The 20,216-nt window shown below is 49.6% G+C and carries 26 protein-coding genes; 2 read left to right on the top strand and 24 right to left on the bottom strand.

Annotation, left to right across the window (positions count from 1 at the left end; translation table 11 throughout):
• The 7 genes from F457_RS13995 to F457_RS14415 all read right to left on the bottom strand — a co-directional run.
• A partial coding sequence (locus F457_RS13995) for a hypothetical protein (RefSeq protein WP_169584130.1) occupies positions 1-195 on the bottom strand: 195 nt, incomplete at its 3' end.
• A gap of 51 nt (positions 196-246) precedes the next feature.
• On the bottom strand, positions 247-903 hold the full coding sequence (locus tag F457_RS0110475; protein WP_156809436.1) for a hypothetical protein: 657 nt from the start codon (positions 901-903) through the stop codon (positions 247-249).
• Between the two features lie 90 nt (positions 904-993).
• Entirely contained in the window at positions 994-1,527 is a 534-nt protein-coding gene (locus tag F457_RS0110470; RefSeq protein WP_018981093.1) for a hypothetical protein, read from the bottom strand.
• A 433-nt stretch (positions 1,528-1,960) separates the two neighbouring features.
• Positions 1,961-2,293, bottom strand: coding sequence for a hypothetical protein (locus tag F457_RS13845; RefSeq protein WP_156809435.1), 333 nt, complete (start codon positions 2,291-2,293; stop codon positions 1,961-1,963).
• Between the two features lie 25 nt (positions 2,294-2,318).
• Positions 2,319-2,843: a hypothetical protein gene (locus F457_RS0110465; protein ID WP_018981092.1), complete on the bottom strand. Its 525-nt coding sequence runs from the start codon at positions 2,841-2,843 to the stop codon at positions 2,319-2,321.
• Positions 2,844-2,870: 27 nt separating this feature from the next.
• Positions 2,871-3,389 carry a hypothetical protein gene (locus tag F457_RS0110460; RefSeq protein WP_018981091.1) on the bottom strand — a complete coding sequence of 173 codons (519 nt, stop codon included), beginning with the start codon at positions 3,387-3,389 and terminating at the stop codon, positions 2,871-2,873.
• A 3-nt stretch (positions 3,390-3,392) separates the two neighbouring features.
• Positions 3,393-3,659 (bottom strand): hypothetical protein, encoded by a 267-nt coding sequence (locus F457_RS14415; protein WP_408735140.1) that lies wholly within the window; start codon positions 3,657-3,659, stop codon positions 3,393-3,395.
• Here F457_RS14415 and F457_RS14300 point away from each other — a divergent pair.
• Entirely contained in the window at positions 3,618-3,752 is a 135-nt protein-coding gene (locus tag F457_RS14300) for a hypothetical protein (protein ID WP_018981090.1), read from the top strand. The genes F457_RS14415 and F457_RS14300 overlap by 42 nt on opposite strands.
• A gap of 87 nt (positions 3,753-3,839) precedes the next feature.
• Here F457_RS14300 and F457_RS13840 read toward each other — a convergent pair whose 3' ends face one another.
• From F457_RS13840 to F457_RS0110355, 17 genes are all read right to left on the bottom strand, one after another.
• Positions 3,840-4,001, bottom strand: coding sequence for a hypothetical protein (locus F457_RS13840; RefSeq protein WP_018981089.1), 162 nt, complete (start codon positions 3,999-4,001; stop codon positions 3,840-3,842).
• Between the two features lie 13 nt (positions 4,002-4,014).
• The gene (locus tag F457_RS0110445) at positions 4,015-4,482 is read right to left on the bottom strand and encodes a hypothetical protein (protein ID WP_018981088.1); all 468 of its coding nucleotides are present in this window, start codon (positions 4,480-4,482) and stop codon (positions 4,015-4,017) included.
• Positions 4,475-4,972 carry a hypothetical protein gene (locus F457_RS0110440; RefSeq protein ID WP_018981087.1) on the bottom strand — a complete coding sequence of 166 codons (498 nt, stop codon included), beginning with the start codon at positions 4,970-4,972 and terminating at the stop codon, positions 4,475-4,477. The genes F457_RS0110445 and F457_RS0110440 overlap by 8 nt, the downstream gene beginning before the upstream one ends.
• A gap of 83 nt (positions 4,973-5,055) precedes the next feature.
• The gene (locus F457_RS0110435) at positions 5,056-6,138 is read right to left on the bottom strand and encodes a major capsid family protein (protein WP_018981086.1); all 1,083 of its coding nucleotides are present in this window, start codon (positions 6,136-6,138) and stop codon (positions 5,056-5,058) included.
• A gap of 10 nt (positions 6,139-6,148) precedes the next feature.
• On the bottom strand, positions 6,149-6,808 hold the full coding sequence (locus tag F457_RS12925; RefSeq protein ID WP_018981085.1) for a hypothetical protein: 660 nt from the start codon (positions 6,806-6,808) through the stop codon (positions 6,149-6,151).
• 46 nt (positions 6,809-6,854) lie between these two features.
• Entirely contained in the window at positions 6,855-8,699 is a 1,845-nt protein-coding gene (locus F457_RS0110425; RefSeq protein WP_018981084.1) for a DUF2213 domain-containing protein, read from the bottom strand.
• 221 nt (positions 8,700-8,920) lie between these two features.
• On the bottom strand, positions 8,921-9,352 hold the full coding sequence (locus F457_RS0110420; protein ID WP_018981083.1) for a hypothetical protein: 432 nt from the start codon (positions 9,350-9,352) through the stop codon (positions 8,921-8,923).
• Positions 9,353-9,566: 214 nt separating this feature from the next.
• Positions 9,567-9,992 (bottom strand): 5-fold beta-flower protein, encoded by a 426-nt coding sequence (locus tag F457_RS0110415; RefSeq protein ID WP_018981082.1) that lies wholly within the window; start codon positions 9,990-9,992, stop codon positions 9,567-9,569.
• A 218-nt stretch (positions 9,993-10,210) separates the two neighbouring features.
• Positions 10,211-10,636: a hypothetical protein gene (locus tag F457_RS14135; RefSeq protein WP_211209049.1), complete on the bottom strand. Its 426-nt coding sequence runs from the start codon at positions 10,634-10,636 to the stop codon at positions 10,211-10,213.
• Positions 10,637-10,711: 75 nt separating this feature from the next.
• Positions 10,712-11,749 (bottom strand): hypothetical protein, encoded by a 1,038-nt coding sequence (locus F457_RS0110405; protein WP_018981081.1) that lies wholly within the window; start codon positions 11,747-11,749, stop codon positions 10,712-10,714.
• Positions 11,750-11,924: 175 nt separating this feature from the next.
• Positions 11,925-13,292 carry an anti-CBASS protein Acb1 family protein gene (locus F457_RS12920; protein WP_018981080.1) on the bottom strand — a complete coding sequence of 456 codons (1,368 nt, stop codon included), beginning with the start codon at positions 13,290-13,292 and terminating at the stop codon, positions 11,925-11,927.
• Positions 13,293-13,326: 34 nt separating this feature from the next.
• A complete protein-coding gene (locus F457_RS0110395) occupies positions 13,327-14,619 on the bottom strand; it encodes a PBSX family phage terminase large subunit (protein ID WP_018981079.1) in 1,293 nt (430 codons plus the stop codon).
• The gene (locus F457_RS12915; RefSeq protein ID WP_018981078.1) at positions 14,576-14,917 is read right to left on the bottom strand and encodes a hypothetical protein; all 342 of its coding nucleotides are present in this window, start codon (positions 14,915-14,917) and stop codon (positions 14,576-14,578) included. The genes F457_RS0110395 and F457_RS12915 overlap by 44 nt, the downstream gene beginning before the upstream one ends.
• 201 nt (positions 14,918-15,118) lie before the next feature.
• Positions 15,119-15,481, bottom strand: coding sequence for a hypothetical protein (locus tag F457_RS0110380; protein WP_018981076.1), 363 nt, complete (start codon positions 15,479-15,481; stop codon positions 15,119-15,121).
• Positions 15,482-16,959: 1,478 nt separating this feature from the next.
• Positions 16,960-17,493, bottom strand: a complete 534-nt coding sequence (locus F457_RS0110365; protein WP_018981073.1) for a Spy/CpxP family protein refolding chaperone — start codon at positions 17,491-17,493, stop codon at positions 16,960-16,962.
• Between the two features lie 109 nt (positions 17,494-17,602).
• Complete coding sequence (locus F457_RS0110360; RefSeq protein ID WP_018981072.1) at positions 17,603-17,824, bottom strand: hypothetical protein; 222 nt, start codon at positions 17,822-17,824, stop codon at positions 17,603-17,605.
• A gap of 49 nt (positions 17,825-17,873) precedes the next feature.
• Positions 17,874-18,089, bottom strand: a complete 216-nt coding sequence (locus F457_RS0110355) for a hypothetical protein (RefSeq protein ID WP_156809434.1) — start codon at positions 18,087-18,089, stop codon at positions 17,874-17,876.
• Between the two features lie 840 nt (positions 18,090-18,929).
• On the opposite strand from F457_RS0110355, the gene F457_RS0110350 reads away from it, so the two are divergent.
• A complete protein-coding gene (locus tag F457_RS0110350) occupies positions 18,930-19,979 on the top strand; it encodes a helix-turn-helix transcriptional regulator (RefSeq protein ID WP_083912765.1) in 1,050 nt (349 codons plus the stop codon).
• Positions 19,980-20,216: the final 237 nt, after the last annotated feature.

Raw genomic sequence — 20,216 nt, 5'->3', positions numbered from 1 at the left:
GACATGCCCCGGCTCACCGAAGCGATAATGCCATACATCGTTCTTTCCTGCACAGAGTGAGGCAAAGCCGCGTGGGGTCTCTCCACTGATGACGACGTCTTCCTCACTCGTGCATAGCGTTGGCAGAGGTGCAGCTCGTGCGGTGTGGGAGGAAAGAGCAACAAAGCTCAGAGCGAGCAGGGTGAGTATGCGCATTGTGAGAGACGCTTTCCAGACAAAATAGCGTATAAAGCTGAGCTTACGGCGTTAGAAATGGGGAGGTATGAAGCCTGAGCTTGTTGGGTAAAAGTCCAAAGGAACACGGAAGCGGTAGGGCTCATGCGGGCTGTCTGGAAGGCTATCGGGTGGCGTTATTTTGTTGGCTTGGAAGAATGTCTTGCCGAGTTGGGAAGAAATGGTTCCTTTGAGGCAGATGGCATTGCTGACTTCACGTTCACTCGTAGGGTCTTTTTTGATGGATACGCCAGCGGCATCTAAAGCAGTGAGGACAGTGATCCGTTGATTGTTCTGCACAAAGGTGACGTAAGCGCCATCCCCATCGGGGAACTCCATAGTGTCACCGCGAAAAGCCTGGGACATAGGCTGTGGTGTGTCTGGATAGTGGGCATCAAGCAGACCGGGCTGACTGTAACGATACTGCATGATGTCGTGAGACTGGCATAAGGCCACAAGTGCGTCACCTGTATCGCAGCCAAAGACGACGGTTTCATCGCTGGTGCATAAGGGGGTGCGTTCGGGTGCTGGCGGGGGCTTTGGTGCGGTATCGTCAGAGGGGGAAGTGGTCGCTTTTTTATGCTTATGATGAACGTGGTGGTGCTTCTTAGTGTGTGGCTGTGCATAAGCTGCATGTTCTGAGATGAGCATTGTACTCATCATGGCTAAGGTCATCAGTGGCTTTATCATACCATTCTCCCTACGACATAACCCCTATGGCCGTATCATGCGTGGGACGATTGTAAAAAGCAATTGAGAGCAGGTTCTTACGCGTATCCTTCATGGTGTCTGAACTACCGCCTTAGAAGGAGGCGGCAACTGCAAACCTTGTGGGTAATGGATAGGGTCACTGTTCATGAGTAAAGGCACATGTGCTTGTATAGCATTGTGAAGCCCTTGTACACTTTCTTGCCGGACGGTTTTGAAGGGTAGATTAGAGAGAATAGCGCCATCTCGTATTTGAATAACACCGGCCTGAATATTTTTTATGCTAGGGTTTCCGTAGTAGAAAATAAAGGTGCGGGTTCCATTATCAGCAAAGCTATAATCAGCACCCGTACTGTAGGCTGTACTGGCAGCGGTGGTGCCCCATGCGAAGTTGGTTTGCGCTGGGCTATGATTATGCGGGAAAACATAAGTGATATGGCCGGGATGCCCAAAGCGATAATGCCATGCTGTGCCAATTGCGCAGAGTGAGGCATAGCCCTGAGCTGTCTCGCCGCTGATGATGACTTTCTCTGAAGGCTTGCACAAAGTTGGTGTCGTGTCTGAACCATGAGCAAGGGAAGAAAGAGCGAGAAGGAGCGACAACATAGCGTATCCATGACCAGCATCATTTAAGACGATCTATCCGTTGCGCGTCTTTGTGTTGTTGTCAAATAGAGGCTGCTGAGGGGACGGTGAGGAGGCGTGTTGGTAAAAAAGAATGAGGATGTTCGTGGTTGGTGTTGGGAAAGAGAGGGTTGGGACCGTGGAGCCGAAAATTACTACAGTGAAAGGTGTTTGTTTCAGGATAAGAGGCTGATTTTGGGAGGGGATCTAAGTCTAGCGCGACGCGACCTTTACTGGAATGGTGGTCAATATCGCTGATACGGTACTGTCCGCGTGTGTGGCGTCGTCAATGCTGGGGAGCGTGAGAGAAGTCTTCATCAAGTAATTTATCTATACTATAAAATCTATTGAATAGACCGCATTCTTCCTCTATAGAGTCAAGCATGGCAATTATTTTATATTCTTTATGATCTTTTTATATAAAGTTAATAAGGTAAACTTCTCTAAAGACAAGATGATTGTTGAACCTTTTATTTAAAGCATTCCAACTCATTTGCTGTGCACCAATATGTATAAAAGGGGCATGTGGAATATTTTTTATATAATAGCGAAGAAGTTGTTCACCATATATTTTCGCTGTTTCTCTACAATGGCAACAGGATGAATGTGGCGTTTTTTGCTCGGGAGGAACAGGTTTTCCGTTCAGGTAGTGAGGGTAGTTATAGATAGAAGTGGGGATGGCTTGTGCATCATGGATAAGGGAGAATATGGTAATACCTAGTATACCTAACAAAGAAGCCGGTTTCATATATCCCCCCGTTATAGTGAGCCGCTTATAAAGCGTTTGAGGGGTCATGCGGAGATACGACAGAAGGGCGAGAACCATCATCTTTTTCAGTAGTTAATAGGTCATCCTTACTTATATCGATGTCATCGAAGGCACGATAGACTTTAGATGAGACCTCACACTCACCTTTTTTATGAGTAGAATCGGTAAGGACAATAGCACTGAAGGATTTATTTTTCCGAGTAAACTGGAAGAAGTATATTTCCCGCATTACTGGAAGATTTTCGTCTCTTTTATGCAATAAACTCCAGCTTAGTTGTTTACGAATGATATGGGAAAAAGGTTCTGTATAGCTCATTTTGAGCTGTTCAGCGGCGAAACCTGCTGCAGATTCTTCTGCCATCCATTCGCAGTTATATCCTATGGACTTAGGAGTGTGTTGTTGAGGAGGTGTTGGCTGTCCATTGAAGTAATGAGGGAGGCTGGATATTGGGTTTGGTGCGGCGTTTGTTGTCTCTATGGAGGAAAAGAGGATAAGTCCCAATATCCCAAAAAGTGAAATCTGTTTCATGAACTGATTTTTTTCGTTAAATGGAGATTACGGATGCTGAACGGGAAGAACGGTATCATACATTGTGTAGGAACCATCTTTGTTCTCTTTCATCGGGTATCCTGGGACATCTCCTGTTAGATCGTCGCTAATTTTGTAATATTTTCCATTCATAGCACATTCCTCGTCAGTTGAATCTGATATGCTGATAACGGAGGAACTATCTCCATTGATTCTAATAAATGTCGTGAGATAAATCTCACGAATGACAGGCTGGTGCCCAACTTTCTTATGAAGAGGGCTCCAGCTCAACTGTTTACTGCTGATAAGGGAGAAGGGTTCGCCAACGGGCATGTCAAGGTTATTATGAAGAAAAGCCTTAGCGTAGTTCTCTACAGCTTCTCGGCAATTATATCCAATGGTCTTCGGTGTTTTTTGTTCAGGAAGACCTATTTTCCCATCATAGTAGTATGGGTAATGTTCTACGGGTATAGATGATGCGTGTAAGCTACCTGTCGGGAAGAGGAGTATATAAAATATTACATAAAAAAAAGAGGTGTTTTTCATTTTCTACCTCGTAACGATCAGAAGACGATCCTTCTTTTTGCCGACAATGTCGTTAATTTTGTTACGGGCGTCAAGAGCTATGACAATACATCCCTCAGAAGAATCATTGGGAAAGAGAGGGTTAGCACCATGAATGCGAAAATTACTACGGTGAAAGGTGTTTGTGCCAGGATAAGAAGCTGATTTAGGTAGGGGGTCTAGATCCAGAACTAAGCGACCTTTACTAGAATGGTTGTCAATATCGCTGATACGGTATCGGCCGCGTGGGATTGGGCCAATATTGGCTATTTCTTGGTCATCTGGGTTGTTTTGTCCGTCAATAAGGTGGGGATTTATATTGTGGCGATTACCGCTGGTTCCTGAATAACCGTGTATAATAAAATCTTTCTTGGGAACTGACGTCCAAGGGTCACGACCATAAATAGCGCGTGGGTCGGGTGGGGTCTTGGTTCAGACGCCCGCCTTAACCCGCCGTGCGAGTGGAAGCTGGTTCGAGGCGGGATGGAGCATGAAGAGATGCTCGAGCTCTTCGACGAATTTCTCGTCATAAGAGCCCTTTGGCCAAGGAACATAATAGATGTTTCCAAAGGCCTGTTGATAAACAAACGGCATAGCGCGTTCTTTCTTACCGCAGCGCCCAGAGCGTGCCGTACTGTTGGGCGATGGCGATGTAGGCACGGCCCCATGGGTTTTTCAGGGCGTCGAGGTCGGCTAAAGAGAGGTTCTTAAAGCCTTCAGGGATGGCCCATGTCTGGGAGGTTCCGTTGTCGCTGCTGGACTGGATAATACCGGGTGCGAAGCCGGAAATTCCTAATTTATTGCGGAGATTTTGCCAGAAATGGGGTGGAGAGCTGTTCTCTGCATCCGGGGCCATTTGCACGAGGAAAGAGGCGGCGAGGTTATAGACCGCGCTGCGATAAAGCCGTGTCGAAACACGGCGAATTTCTGGAAAGGCGAGGTCTTGAGCGAGGCCGAAAGCGTTCTCGCATGTTGTGTCATCAGGTTGTGCCCCAGTGGGCACGCCCATGACGTTGTGCACAAAGGCGATGAAGCCCTCTATGGTAGGCTCATCTGTTGTGGGGATGTCAGTCATGGGGGCTGCCTTCTGCGCTGTAGGTTTCTTCAGAGAAGGAGCTAGGGGCGGTTTCGTCCGCATCGCTGGTCGCTTTGACGCTGACTTCCATCCCACGGGTGGCGGATTTGGAGCCGCGTTTGTTCAGGCTCTTCATCGCCACGCCAGAAATTTTCTCAGCGGAGGAACGGCGGTTCTGTCGGCCTTCTTCCGTTAGTTTTTCGTAATTATCTTCCAACCCCCGTGCGAGTGCCTGAAAATTGATGGCTTGGTTGTCTGAATAGACAAGTCCACGGTAGCTTTTGTCGCGTCGTGCATCATTGACAGAGCAGAAGCCAAAAGCGCGATGTTGGGCGATGATGTCACCACAATCTTCAGGGTCGAGATCGTCAATGACAATCTGTTGGCCCGCACCGATCCGGTTGCGTCGCAATTCGCGTGCGTCATCACCGGGGAGGCGGTAGGAAAAAACGTGAGTTTGGTGGGTCGGGTTGCCGATATAAAGCCGCATCGTCATGTCCTGCTGAGAAAAACGGGAGGGAAAGCCCTCTATGTTCACTGACGGAACAGCGCTTCATAGAGGGCCTGATAAGGTTAGTGAGCGGAGGAGAACACACCGCTGGTGGAGACGGGAACAGACAGGATCGTCGTTGCTTCACCACGCAGAGCCCAGCCGCTGGTCGTGCGCATAAAGCTCACCACGTCGGTAGCTTCAGCCCCGATAGGGCCTGTGATCTCTGCTGGGACGGAACGATCCACATACAGAGCGTTGCAGTCTGTGTTGCTCTGGCCGAACTCATCGCCAAATGCGTTGGTGTCGAATGTTGACAAGCCGTTACGTTTGGGGAGTTCTGGGATGGTGGCAATCACGGCGTCTGTGCCGTTGGTGCCACGGCCCATCAGCTCGTCATCAGGAGCGGCTAGCACGTCCACATTGGCTGCTTTCATGGTTTCGATCACGGCCTGCATGACAGACTGCGTGCCGGCACCGATGCGCTGATAGCTGGTCAGCTGCACAATCTTCGTTGTGAGCAGCGCCAGAATACGCTGTGGCATCAGCAAGCGCACCTTAACGGGCTCTCCACCGATATTATACTGCCCGGAAGGCTGGGTGAGGTTACAGCGCACAAGCTGGCTTTGGATTAGATGCAGCAAGAACTGGTACAGCTCGCCTGCGTCGTACGCATCCAGCGTTGTGTTGCCTTTGCTATCGGCTGGCAGATTGTCACGCACAGTGCCTTGCTGAGCGTTCAGAAGGCCTTCACCGTTCTGTGGGTTAAAGCCAAACAAAGCCGCATCACGCAGAAGCTGGAAGTGGCCCTGACGCATGCCGGTGCTGTACGCTTGAGCGAGGGAGAGGCCCCAGTTTCCAGCCGCGTTGAGGTCTTCGCGGGAATATTCCACGCGGATTTTCTGCTCATAGGTTGGCGTCGTGATGGTGTCGGCCACGAGGGACACGCTCGGTAGTTCGTTGTAACCAGACTGAGTGCCCTTGGCGATGGTGCGCATGTTCATGACAGGGACGTAAACGGCAAAGTCACGCTCGCCTAGACGAACGGCAGGCTCACCGCCGGGGAAAAGCTCGGCAAAGCCGGAGCGCTGGGCGTAATGGACGAGAACGCGTGGGTCGGTAAAGTTTGGGTCAACCTTGAGGCGTGCAGGTGCGATAAGAGGCATGGAAATCTCCTTAGAGCTGGATCAGGGCGAGGATGGAGCCGGTGGCGGAATCCGGCAGACGAACCCAGCTTAAATTGCCGGACGTGGCGTCATAGGACGCGGCGAGGCCGTTATTCTGCACGATTTCCAGCAGTTTGACGGGAAGGGGTGCTGAGGAAGAAGTGGACGCTTCACCCTGAGCAGAGGAGCCCGAGCTTGTTGTGAGGCGCTGCTTGTCCATGTCCCATGACAAAGACGCGGAAATGTCTTTCCCTGCGAGGTTGAGCAGAGCGGGGTCAGCCAAGACGGGCAGGCGCACGCCAGAGCCGAGGCGGAAAAAGCCTAAGCTGTTACCAGGCCCAGCCTGTGGCGCGGTAGAGTTTGGCGTGGTGGCAAGATGATGCGATTGATTGAACGCTGAAAAGCCGGTGATTTCTGCAGCGGACGTTGCGCGTTTCAGCGCTTGACCGCGCCGACCTGGCGCGCCGGGCAACAGGCTCACCTGTTCTGAAACGGCGATACCGCCCCAAAGAGGCTGTGTTTCGCCTTCATCGACATAGCCTGTGGCGAGAGCGTAGCGTGTGGCTGGGTCAAGCAAAGCGAGCCCCTGCACATAGCCGGAGCTATCGGTGGCAAAAAGGCCGGAGGCCTGCGTGGTGGTGTAAGGATTTACGTTAAGGCCGGATGCCATAAAAATGGTTCCTTAGAAAAATAATACTGAAAAAAGATGTGAGGATTTAAGCCATGAAAGCGCCGAAAGCGCTGCGGAACCCGCCGCGATACTCTGTGCGCGTGTGGCCGCTAGCACTGCGTGTGCTGATCTTCTGCAATGGCGCATTGGGTGCTGAGGCGACCGGGCGTGATGCAGCGGCGCGTGCATCGGCATAGATCTGCTTTTCAGCAATCTCAAACACACCATCATCAAGGTCTGATAGGCGTGTTTTTCCCCATTCCTGTGAATGTTTCTGCAAGCTTCCTGCCAAGCGGCGGCGATAGCCTGATACACTCTCACCGGGGATATAGCGTGGCGTCTGCTGGCCTAAAGGCTGCGTGACGGAGTCTGCTTTGGCTTCAGCATTGCTGATCTCATTATGGTCTTCGTCACTCAATGGGGTAGCGCGGCGGCGGATCTTTTCCATTTCCGCTTCATGAGCATCATTGCGGCGATTAAGCGCGTCCAGACGGTCACGAATAGCGTGGTCTTTAGCTTCTTTTGCGTCATCAAAACCGAAGCGTGCTGGGTCAGCGCCCATATCACGCAAGCAGGACAGAATGACGTCGTCACGGGCGCCAGCTTTGCGCATCTGTGCGACCATACGCTCAATCATGGCGCGGTCATCTGTGTCTTTTTGAGGGGAGACCTCGTCTTGATCAAACCGCTGAGTGCTATCATGGCGGTCAGCTCGGGCGGCCTGTTTATCGCGTTTGGTATCGCCTTCAGCGCTGGCGTCGTCGCCGTCATCGCCATCGGACAGGTCATCACAGCGCACGTCTTTTTTCGGTGCCGTGAGGAGCTGCTTTTTCAGGTCGTCAACCTCGTCTAATAAACGCGCAAGGCGTGTATGGAGGTCGGTAGCGCCTAGGTTTTTATCAAGGCGGGCGTCTGGGGTATCGTGCGTCGCATCATGGTGTGTGCGGGCCATAGGGGAATGTTCTCCGTTAGATACAAAAAAGCCCCGTGCAGAGGGTGCGCGGGGCTGGTTGGGGGTGTCGATGCCTGAGGGAGGGTGGTATTTGTCCCACACGCCTTCAGGAACAAGGGCGAGATGATCGAGATGGTAGGGTGAACCCTCTACCGTGACGCGCGTGCCATGAGGCAAGTCGCGACTTTGACTGAGCGAACTGGTGACAATACCGGGAGAGGTCGACCAGTTATGCTCCATAAGGGCATGGGCAACCCCCTTATCTTGGATGCGGGCAATGCCCCAGACCTCATGATCTCGCACAAAAGGATAAATAATGGTGCCGACGATATGCTCGGCAAAGTAGCGGTCATCGGTGATGGCACTGTCTGGATGGTCAATCACAACAGGCAGTCCCTGACAGCTTTCAAGCACGTCAGGGGATGTCCAGATGTCACGTTTACGTAACGTATATTCGCCACGCTCCCCACCGCGATAGGCCCAGCCTGTCCCAGTGATGCGCATGGCAAAAAGCGTGACATTGTAAAAACGTTCAGGGCTTGAAAACTGCTCATCTGCCATAGATTTGCAAAGGGTGATGAGATCCATCGAAAAACGCTGGGCGACGTTTCCCACCCCAGAGGACAGGGGATGGGGGAGCTGATCACGCTTAAACCAGCCATAAGCGCTGTGGTCTTTACTGAGGTTTGGTGTGAAGGGCGTGTCCACTCGCTTGGCATAGATGGTCTGCTCACCATCCTTGAGCGGCTGTGTGACGGCCCAAAGAACGGTACCTTCTGGCGCCATGCCGAGCAAAGAGGTACTTGCGTGTTCGGCAGCTTGTAAAGGCGCTTCACCTGCATGGGTTAATGTGCTGGGGAGCTCCCATGTACCATCGCGTTTTTTAAGTAATAGAAGCCGATCACCGGCACTATAAGCAAAGCCAGCGTGCTTCGTCATGGGGAAATGTCCTTATAGAGAGGGGTATGTGTGGAAAGATGTAGAAATGGCTTTAAGGGTCAAAAGACTGTTGTGCCTGCTGTAGCAGCCATGTGAATGATCACGAGAGTAAAGGTGAGGTTTTCTATTAATGTTACGGTATTGCACTGTTATTGTCCCGCCCAACGGCCAAGGTGCTTTTGCATCGTAAGCCCTTGGCGGGGCAGTCGAACTCTTGGGCCTTAGTGCATTTTAATGACGCCGAGAAGCATGAGGGCGCCGATCCTAGGGTCTGGGACTTGAGCAATAGGAATACTATTTCGTCCCATTACATTGCCGTCTTTATCAACCCAGCCAATGGGTGTGCTTGAAGAAGCTTCATAAATAAAACCGTCACTTCCGATGTTTCCTAGTGGCGTGCCATTTTGTTCTGATATGACACCATCTTCATCAATCGAGCCAATAGGCGTGCTCGAAGAAGATTTATAAATAAAACCGTCATTCCTGATTCTTATTATCGGAATACTATTTTTTCCTAATACGACACCATCTTCATAGAATCCAATGGGGGTACCTGAAGAAGGGCCATAAATAGTTCCTGATTGAGAAAAGCCATTTTCGGAAAGAAGAGGAAGACAGAAGATAGCAGCGATTAAAAGATATTTATTAATCATATTTCCCTCCTTGTAATTTTGTGCTCCTTACTTGGGGGAAACGTCAACCTAATATTGTAGGCTATTTTTGTATTCTGAGGGGGGCTTTGTTTCGTGCGAATGTGGCTTTCACGTTATGAGCAGTGAGCCCTTGTTGTTCATCTCTCTCCCGCCCAATGGCCAAGGCGCTTTTGCATCGTAAGCCCTTGGGCGGGGGAGTTAGACTTTTGGGGGATTATTGCAGATTAATGACGTGGAGGAGCATAAGAGCGCCGATCTTAGGGTCTGGGACTTGAGCAATAGAGCCTTCACCCTCTTTTGTTACGTAGCCACTTCCATCGACCTGCCCAAGGGGTGTGTTGGAGGTATCATAAACGACCCCTCCCGGCCCTATTCTTCCTAGGGAGTTCCCATTTTGTCCCGTTATATTGCCTCCTGCATCAATCTGCCCAAGGGGTGTGTTGGAGGTATCATAAACAACCCCTCCCGGCCCGATTTTTCCTAGCGAGCTTCCATTCCGTCCTGTTATATTGCTATTTTTATCAAAGTAGCCCATAGGCGTACTTGAGGTATCATAAATAGGACCTGGCTTGGAAAAGCTGTTTCCAGAAAGAAAAGGAATACAGAAGATAGTGGCGATTAAAAGATATTTATTAATCATATTTCCCTCCTTGTAATTTTGTGCTCCTTACTTGGGGGGGGAACGTCAACCTAATATTGTAGGCTATTTTTGTATTCTGAGGAGGGGCTTTATGGCGTGCGCGTGGGGCTTTCACGTTATGGCAGTGAGCCCTTGTTGTTCATCTCTCTCCCGCCCAATGGCCAAGGCGCTTTTGCATCGTAAGCCCTTGGGCGGGGGAGTTAGACTTTTGGGGGGTGTTATTGCATATTGATGACGTGAAGGACCATAAGGGCGCCGATCCTAGGGTCTGGAACTTGACCGACATAGATTCCACCTTTTCCTGTTACATAGCCATTTCTGTCAACTCGCCCGATAGGTGTGTTCCCAGGAGCATAAATTGTGCCAGAGTCATCTAGTGTTCCTAGGAAATTGCCATTTGATCCTGTTATAGTTCCACCTGAGCTAAACCTTCCGATGGGTGTTTCACCAGGAGCGTAAATTGTGCCAGCGTCATTCAGTGTTCCTAGGAAGACTCCATTTGATCCTGTTATAGTTCCATCCGAGCTAAACCTTCCGATGGGTGTTTCACCAGGAGCGTAAATTGTTCCTGGTTGTGCAAGGGGGGTACCGATTGTGAAAAATGTAACAACTAAAAGAGTGAGAACATAGTGTTTTCTGATCATAGAAGAATTCCACTTCATTAAAAATATCAAGTGTACGGTATGATCATTTTTTCATAAGTCAACACACAAATATAATTATTTTTTTAAATAAGGTTTGCAGTGAATAGTGGTTATCCATTGATCCCCTTTTTTGTCACGAAAACTACCTAAATACCCTACTGATGTTACGGTGAATTCACCGGAAAAAATGGAATCTTTCTTAGGAAGGGGCATACTTTGAGAAGGAATATTTGTGTCATATTTCCCTAAAGTACTAGTTGACTTTGGTAAAGATATAAGATCCCCTACTTGGATATCGCCTCGTAGAGGGCACATGATAGTAATATCATTCTTTCCGTTCCACGTTGGCTGGCCGATAAAGTCGTTAAAATCAATTTTCTTTATGGGACGTTCATAGAACTGGTCTAAGATTGTGATTGTTTGGCCGGAAACATGAATGGTTAGAAGGCTTCCTGACATTTGTTTCCAGCAATCGCAATATCCTACGCAAAGTTCCTTGAAGCTGGTATAATACCCAACGAAGTCATGGAGGGCAACAGGATCGTTTTTTATTTTGAGAACGACATTGAATTTGTGAAATGTGGGGAAGGTTGTTTGTTTGATCGTTTCTTTCACGCTTTTCCCTTTAGGGCAATGAAAGACATAGGCTGTTTTGGCGGGATCGTGTTCTGGTGCTTGGTAGTTGGACACGAAGAAGGTGATCTCCATCTCTGTCCCTGCCCAATTACCAAGGCTACTTTGAATGGTGCCGTGCAGGATCGTGCCGACTTGGTTGGGGTTGCTTAAGGGGAGGCCTTTGCTCATACCGGCCTTGAGGATGAGGGTATGATTGACGAGGTTGGACGCTTGATTGATCGTGGTGATATCAACCCCTCTAATCGTCACATACGCACCGCCTGTTGGGCCATCTGCTTTAGCGAGATCAGCTTGTGTGAATTGGAAGGAAATATCTAGAGCCCCGGGGTCAGGTAAATCTGTCGGGGTGCCGCCGGGCATGCGTTGAGGTGTGCCGGGGCGTGTGGGGGCTGTGGTGCTGGCGAATTGTAGGATGGGCTGAGTATCTGATTCATTGGGTGTCGCTGGGGGGTAGATGCAGAGATTATAATAGCGCATGGGGGTTCCCTTCTAGAAGGATGGTGTAGAATAGCGTGTGATGTTGTTCAGGCCCTGGCATGGACGGGGGGTATCATTGTGACGTTGTAGCGCTTTCCAAACCCGTTGAGGTGAGGCGATTCAACGGTCGCGGTTAATCTCCTCAATGTCCGTTCATGATAGAGTTTTTATTTCGTTAACGTTTCTTTTTCCCAAAATCCACCTTCCCATCAAACACACCGGAACTGCTGTTGATGCTCTGCTCAAGCATGGTTAAAAGAGCGTCTTTCCCGTCCGGGTTGTCTTGCAGCAATGGGGCGGTCGTGCGGATAGTGTCGAGGATGAGGGAGAAGCGTTTGGCGGTGAGGTCAAACGTATTGCTTTCCGCCTCTTCAGCAGGCCAATGGGCGGAGAAGCTGTTTTTCCAATTACGGAAGATCGCTTCATCACTCAAAGAGCCGTAGCTTTCGGGGTGTTTGTCGCGCATCGCGTTGATGAAGCCGCTATTCCAAGCGCGGCGCATCACGATCTGGTCACAGAACTGATAGACCGGGGCCATCCATTGACGACGCCCGCGAATATATTGCGCGATCATCTTTGCATCTTCTGTGCCTTCTCCAAAGCCTTGGGCGAGGGTTTGGGAGTTCAGCAGTTGGCTGGGCATACCCGCTGCTGCAGCGATGTCTTCAATAATATTCTGCCGTGAGCTGTGGAGAGACTTATCAACATTGAGAAGATTGAGGGATTCAATCGTGTCATTTTGCCCAATGGTCAGCACGTCACCATTTTGACTGAGCCGTAGCATGTCGGCTTTGTCTTCAGTAAAGATCTTCATCGCACGGGAGGCGACAGAGCCCGGCTGTTGCACCTTAGCAACGACAAGGCCGGCCTTTTGTGCCACGAGGCTATTGGCGATTTGCCCCTGCATATATGAACGTAGCGGGTAGATGCAGCGTTTAAAGCAGGAACGGCCCGAATAGCCATAGGCTGAACTTTCATAGTCCAGATAAACCGGGTCTTCATTCATCAGCACGACAAAGCGGCCTTGGCGGTAGCTTTGCCCGTTAATGGTCACAGAGGACGGTGTTTTCATATAGTTGGGCTGGTTAGGGTCTTGGTTGAGCACCAAGCTACCCGCTGTATTGAGCGGATCCCACACATTAAAATAAAGGTCGAGGTCTGGGATGTCTTGGGCATCAATGGGGGCGTCACTAGGGATGATGGCGCCGGTTTTAGGGTTTGTGGCGCCAAAGCCCAGCACAGCCATGCCGTACACACGCGCCCAGCTTGCGACCTGTTGAATGATCTGGTCACAGCCTAAGTCGTTCCAATGTTTGGTAAACTCATGGGCGGCTTCATCATCAGGGGCGTTTTCAATACGCACATGGCGCGGCTCGCTCATCGCCATATCAATGGGCAAACGGGCGATTTTGGCGCCGAGGGGATGGTCGGTATAAAGCAGCTTGCAGAGCTCGTAGCTGGGTGCAAAACCGGGGAGGATATGTTCGCCCATGAGGGTTTCCCACAGGGCGTTGCTGCCATTGGTAAGGTGGTGCGTGGCCAAGGGGGCCTCCTTTTAAGTGATCACGAAAGGGGCGCTACAGCTCGCTTAATCCTAAGATGATGCCGTAGCAAAAACAGTCCAGCAGATCGTCACTGCGCCGGGCGGCGTGTGGATCGCTGAGATGAAAATTGGTTGTTTGGGTGAGGAAATGATTGCGCGATTGCCCACGAAAGAGCGACACGCGGTCAAAAGCAGGGCGGGCGAGGCGGACATGGCCTTGGCAGGTAAAGCGCCCGGCTTCTAGCGCGCGTTGGTCTTTCCCGCGGGCGGTCAGAGCGGCATCAATAGCCTGCACATTAAGCCCTTGGCGCTTGAGCTGAGGGAGAATGACGGAACCAGCGGCGCGATCTTCAATAAAACAAGCGATGACGCCGTGACGCGCTCGGGTATGGCGTGCCCAGTCTTCGAGTGCCGTCAGCACACGCGGTGTCCAATGGTCGAGCGTTGCAGCTTCAAGCTCCACAAGCTCCCAATCCAGCACGGTGAGCGGATGAGCGCGGTCAAAACGATTGAGCGCGAAATAGATCACGGCTGTGCCATCATTGCCGACCCCGCCTTTAAGGGACGTATCCATGACGGCAAAGACACCATCAACAGGGGCGGGAACGTCGATCGGAGCATCGTCGTGCAGGAGGTCGCTTAACGCAAAGAACGCTTGGCCAATTTGGCGATAATCCCCTTCCCAAATATGAGGGTAGAGATTGGGGGCGTGCTGGTAACAGCGCAGGCGCTCTTGGTTCAGTGTGTCGGGAAACCACGGATTGTCCGACCAATTGACGCGTTGAATCAGAGCATTGTCATGGCCGTAGAGGCTTTCCCGTAGTTGCTCAATGGGGGCGTCACGCTCAAGTGGGTTCCAGCTAAACCAGAGTTCGGAGCTGTTCTTACGAATAGTGGGGAGGAGAATATCAAGGGACTCTTGGCTGATCGTCTGGGCTTCTTCTACCCAGGCAATATCGATCCCTTCGGTTGACTTAATGCTTTGGCTATGGCGGGCGAGCCCTTTGAAAATAAACTCTGACCCGTTCGTGGCGCGAATATGTTGGTCATGGATCACAAACCACGCGTTTAATCCAAGCGCTGTGATCTGATCGACTAGAAGTTTATGAACCGATTCCGCAATAGATGTTTGATATTCCCGACAACAGAGCACTCGCACAGGGCGCGTTACCGCTAGGGCAATGAGGACGCGCGCGATCGTCCAGGACTTTCCACTGCCACGCCCGCCATACCAAAGACGGTAGCGGTATGATTGCCCAAAGTCTCCAAAAGCTGGGGGAACCTCAATGAGGGTCGGTGCTGTTGGGGAGCTTTTGGGGGGTATCATGGTCGGAAGCAGAAGAAGAAGGCGGTTGAATAAGCAATGTGGGAGAAGGAGGAGGTGTTGCGGTTGAAGACGCACGCTCAACAGAGGAAAAAGACTTGCCATAACCGCGGTCGAGAAGTTCTTTAATAGCGGAAAGACGCGTGCTCTCACTGCTCGCAGAGGTGGCGATCTCAATAAGGGCGTCAATAAGGGTGGCCCCATGCTGGCGCACTTTGCGCCGTAGGGCGTCGTCGTCTTTAGGCGCGGTGGTGCGGCGCGTGCGCTTGGGGCCGTCCCCCGGCGCTTTGGGCCTCACCATGGGGTTTATCCTTTGGTCGATGTTGATGGAGTTGGGGAAGTGGGTAGCAAAGGTGGAGAAACAGAAAGAAGCTCGGGCATTATACCACAGACAAGACATCGTGTGGGATGGTTCTGTGTGCGCGAAGGGACAATAATATGACCGCTTTCGCAACAATTATAGCGCTGTCGCCACAGGTAAAACGCCCATAAGGCGATTGATTTAACCATAAAGTGAGGAGCTTTGATAACCACGATAGCGGGTCTCTTCATCTTGGCGAACGATTTCATGCCGAGCTTGTTGAGTAATATGGTGCAGTAACGTGTCACTTAACAAGAGGTTCTGCTCTTTCAGGAGGTGGAGAGGCACCATAATGGGGCGGCATCGCACGACATCGCCATCATGAGCCCCTAGTGTGAAGCAGTCCCACCAGTTCAGCGCATAATCCGCGCGATGTCGGACAGAAGGTGCGGTGACAATGGGACATAATGCGGCATGTGTTGGCGTGCAGGCGAGTATAATAAAGCGGTGGCCTTTAAAGAAGACCACACGGCCCGCTTGGAGCGTTAGTGTCGAGTGAGACATAATCAGCCTTGATAAACAAAGCCCACGCAAAAAGCCCCGCACCATAAGGGAGCGGGGGCGTGGGGGATCAGAGGCTGAGAATGAATGCTCTTGTGGGAAAAGGCTGTATCGTCGGGAAGAGAAACCCCCGCATACGCCATACAAGGACAGGCCGCGTATAAGCGACGAGAGAAGCCTCTGACACAATAAAATAAGGGAAAGACTGGCTGGCTCTTATGATTGAGTGAGCTATACATAATTCCAATCTATTTATTTTTTCTCATAGTTTTCCGGTCAATGCAAGTCTTTTGTGCAAGAGATGTTTTTCCAAGGGGGTGATAGCCTTTTGGGAACGTCAGAGATGAGCATTCCGGCACCGCATGGGAGCATCCTTGTTCACCAGACGTTGCTAGTGGATCATCCCGCCGAAGGGGAGCGTTCGACACCTCATCTGACCGCCCAATGACCTCAATTGTGCTTCGTTCGTGACAAGAAACGTCACAGCAGCAGGATCAGCATTCTTTGGCCTATCAGTGGGTAATAGCCTGACGAGGGGCCGTGATGTTTTGACTGTCTGACAAGGGGACAAAATGAATTGGAAACCTTTTCCATTCATAGCGAGAGTGGACAGAAAAGTGCAGCGCATGGATGATCTCACAGGCATTTCTTCAGGTATTAAGGGCGCTATACGTGCTCATTCTTCCTCGGTCAGGTGGGGGATAGCGTTTTACTTTGCGGGTGTTTTTGGCCAGCCGGGTTTTTAGGGAAGGCAGAAGAACTGTTTTTGTGATGTCCTGAGCATCGGTATGATTGCAGGGAGTCATTCTTAGGGGGCTTGCTCATGAAGGTGATCCATTTCTCGTGTTTTTTAAGGAATGAGCCGCTATTCATTTTAAAGCGTTAATGTTTTATTAGGGAAGACAAGACGATGGACTATAAAGTGATTCAAACGCTTTCAATGAAATCTTTTCTATTATGTTCGGCACTTCTTCTGATGTGTAAATGTGTCACCATGTTTATAAAAATCAATTTCTTAAGCGTGCAGCATAACCATATTTATGGTGTATTCTTTCCCGATAAAATAATGGTTATGATTGATCAAACCTCCTATTTTACAGAAAATATGGTTATGCCTCTTGCCATTATATGGGCGGCATCATCGGTTTGCCGGGTTTTACGTAAAGAGGAGTAACATGCCCGCGTTCACAGGCTGATGGCGCCATGATTTTAAGATATGTGGCGCTGTTTATTGTCCTATCATAAAACCCCATCATGAAGAGTAGAGTGCTGACATGCCGTCGTTCAGGAGGCGGACATGTTTTTCAACGGCACCTACCATTCCCTGCATGAGGGCTGTTGGTCATCAAGGATGAGGCAGTGCCGCGAGGCGATGGCTTACATGATGGCTGCCCGACAGTGAGTCAGTTCGTGCTGCCAAAGCTCTAAGCTGTAAGGTAAAAGAAAACCCCGGCCAACAGAGACCGGGGCTTTGCGCCGTTTTACGGAACAGGTGGAGCTGGAGGAGGCGCATCAGGGCCTTGCCCAGCACGGAGAATAGCCGCAATCTGGTGGTGCAGATCATGGATTTTCTGGCGATTATCAAAGCCCTGCTGGATCTGCTGTGGGGTGAGCACGCCACGAATGGCCAAGGACACATCCACCATCTTTTCAAGATGAGCGCGGTCGCTTTTCTCGATGGCTTTTTCAAGCTTCTTGATCTGGCTCTTTTTCAGATCGCCCGGCTGTTGGAGCAGCTCCATCAGCTGATGATGGGGGTCATTCGCTGGGTTCATCTGTGCAGGGTCAGGGCGGTTCGCTTCTAAGATGGCATGAATCTTTTCTTTCTGGGCCTCAGAAAGCACGACGCCGGGCAGCGCGATCATGAGCGGATGCGGGTGATGCTGCATCATCGGCCCCGGAGGTGGCGGCGGAGGCCCTACCGGGCCAGCCGGAGCCGGCTGCGCCTGTGCCACCCCAACAAGGGCGGCAAGAGAAGCGGAACTAATGAGGACAGTGTTTAAGAAGCGTTTCATAAAGCTCTTTCCTTAATGTAAGGTGGGAACCACCGTAAGGAAGACTATCTTTCAAGCCTGTGACATAAAGATGATGAATCATTCATCTTTTTAAAGGGGGCAAAGGCTTTTAAGTAAAATCTAGAACAACATGAATGTCATGCTGTGCGACACAATTCATGAGTGTTCCGGCTGTTACTTCAGAAGCATCGATGATGATAAGAAAGCTTTTACTGTCGAGGGTGTTTGCGATGGTTGCGATTTCTGAGGCGTTATAGGTGCGTGCTGAGAGTTTTACTCCAGCTCCAGCACGCGTCAGGTTGCAGATGGACGAGTAGGAGATTTTATTCATAGAGTATTCTTTCGATGAGATGTTAAAAATGTGCTGTGTGATGGGGAGGTTATGTGAAGTCGATAATAACATTTTTTTTATGACGTTGTAGCATCGAGGTGAGAGCAATAGAAGCGGACATTTTGGAGGCATCGGTGATGATAAGAAAGCTTTCGCTACTAAGAGCGTTCGCGATCATCAGTAAGTCGGCATTTGTGTAATCAAGTGCTGAAATTTTGATCCCGATACTCGGGCGAAAGCTCAGCACATTTAGGATAGATTGCATAGATTTTTTAGCCATTAGATATTACCTTTTAAAGATGAGGAGAGAGAGGTTATTCTTCTTTAATAAGACAAAACAATAGTGATACTGAGTCTATTATCTATTATATTTTACGTGTACGCCGTCGTTTTAGAGGGTCACGTATCGTAGCTTCCCACCGTGTGATCCGGCGTTTTTTGAGAGCACTTCCTCCGCATTCTCTACATCTGAACATATCTTGTGGCGGGAGACACTCAAACGGTAATTTCTGATGATGAAAGAGAATAGCACTACAATTTGTGCATATGATTTCTTTATAGTTGTAGAGTGGCCATTTTTTCCCTATGTCCTGCAAAAATTCTGTAAGCTCTTCATTAGCATGAGGATCGTTTTTATCAGACATGGCGCCCTCCATAACGTATGACATGAAATTCATGTCTTATTTATACAGAGAAAGAATCTCTATTCTATAAAAAATATTAAAATATCTGTTGCTATGCGACCGAAAATGACGCGGCAAGGCGGCATGGTCATGACTCGTCAATATTGTACGCTTTTTCTCAGAAGAACATATTTTTCATGAGCAGGAAGCGCATTGTGAGGAGGATCTTATATGATGGTTATGGTCGTTAAGTCGTTCGTAATTTTCTGTCTCATGAATATTGTCACCATGATGATCTTGCATTATCTTCATCATAATTCTTCAATCGAAATATTTGAAAGTCGCCGACGAGCTCAATGGTCGGCGCGTAATTGTCTGCGGTATTGGCAAGCTGCAAAATGGGCGCTGGGCTGCTGGGATATGAGAGGAGTACTCCCATGCGTTGTTTCTGTTCGTTCAAATAATATTTAATAAGGGGTATTATGATGACCGATACAAACAACAATTTAGATCACGATAATAAAGATGGTGAGCTAAGAAAAACGAAGCGGAAGGAGGAGAAGGGACGAAAGGAAGATCTCGAAATGACGATGAGCTTGCTGCGAAGAATGGCAAGTCATCGTGAAGGTTTAACAAAAAAAGATATTATGGTTGGGTTGAACGCAGCAACCCCTCGTACGGCAGAGCGCTGGTTGAGAATTATGAGGAGTATTTTCCCACAATTGGAAACGGTCAATGATGAAAAACCCTATAGATGGCGTATTCCTAATGGGATTGATTCATTTATAAACGTACCAACGGATGAAGAACTGGCCGCCCTCAAAATAGCGGAGAGGCGATTAAAACAAGATGGTCATGCTGATGCGGCTTGGTTGTCGACTTTATATGAAAAAGTAGAATGTCTCTTAAAGAAAAGTCTTTATACGCGCTTGGCTCCTGATATTAATTCGATTGTTTTTAATACAGGTTATGCAATGCAAGCTGGAGCGCGTCCTACTGCTGATGAAAAAATTCTGACGACACTCTGGTACGCGCTTAAGGCGGTGAGCCGTGTCTGTTTTATGTATAGAGGAAAAGAGCGTTGCGTTTCCCCATGGGGGCTTTTAACGGGAAAAAGCTATTATCTTGTTGGTCCTGTTAAGGGGGAGGAACAACCGCGTTTGTGGCGATTGGACCGAATGGCGGCCCTTAGAGGTGCGGAGGGTGTCGCCCAGGCTCCGCCGGAGGGCTGGACGATACAGGATTTTGCAGCGCGTTCTTTCGGTGTGTGGCAAGGGAAGCAGCATAGGGTTGGGTTGCGTTTTTCTCCTATTGCAGCGGGAGATGCGCGTCACTTTTTGTTCCATCCTACCCAGGATAAGGAAGAAAAAGAAGATGGTTCTCTAGATGTACGCTTTCAAGCAAGTGGTTTGAATGAAATGGCTTATCATTTGTTCACATGGGGGACAGATGTTACGGTCTTTGCACCTGTAGAATTACGCGATTGTCTTGTTGATATGTGTAAGTCTATCGTGATGAAGTACGAGGGATGAGTAGGCGGGGTTTGTGGTGTTTATTCTGTCGTAGTGGGTGCCCAGACGTTGCTTTCATGATGATATAAAATAGGATTATTAATATCTTTAAGTGCTTGTTTTATTTCCTTGAAATGGAGGAGGTAATTTTTACTAGGTTTTGTTGACAAATGCTGGTATCCAGATTTTCATGGCAGCGATGTTGAGAAAGGCGAGGAAGGATTTTCGTGTTTTGTCATACCGTGTGGCGATACGACG

Origin of the sequence: Saccharibacter floricola DSM 15669 (genome assembly GCF_000378165.1) — a bacterium.
Classification (GTDB): Bacteria; Pseudomonadota; Alphaproteobacteria; order Acetobacterales; family Acetobacteraceae; genus Saccharibacter; species Saccharibacter floricola.
Note: the sequence above shows the minus strand (reverse complement) of the source record. Positions and strands in the feature narration are given on the sequence as shown.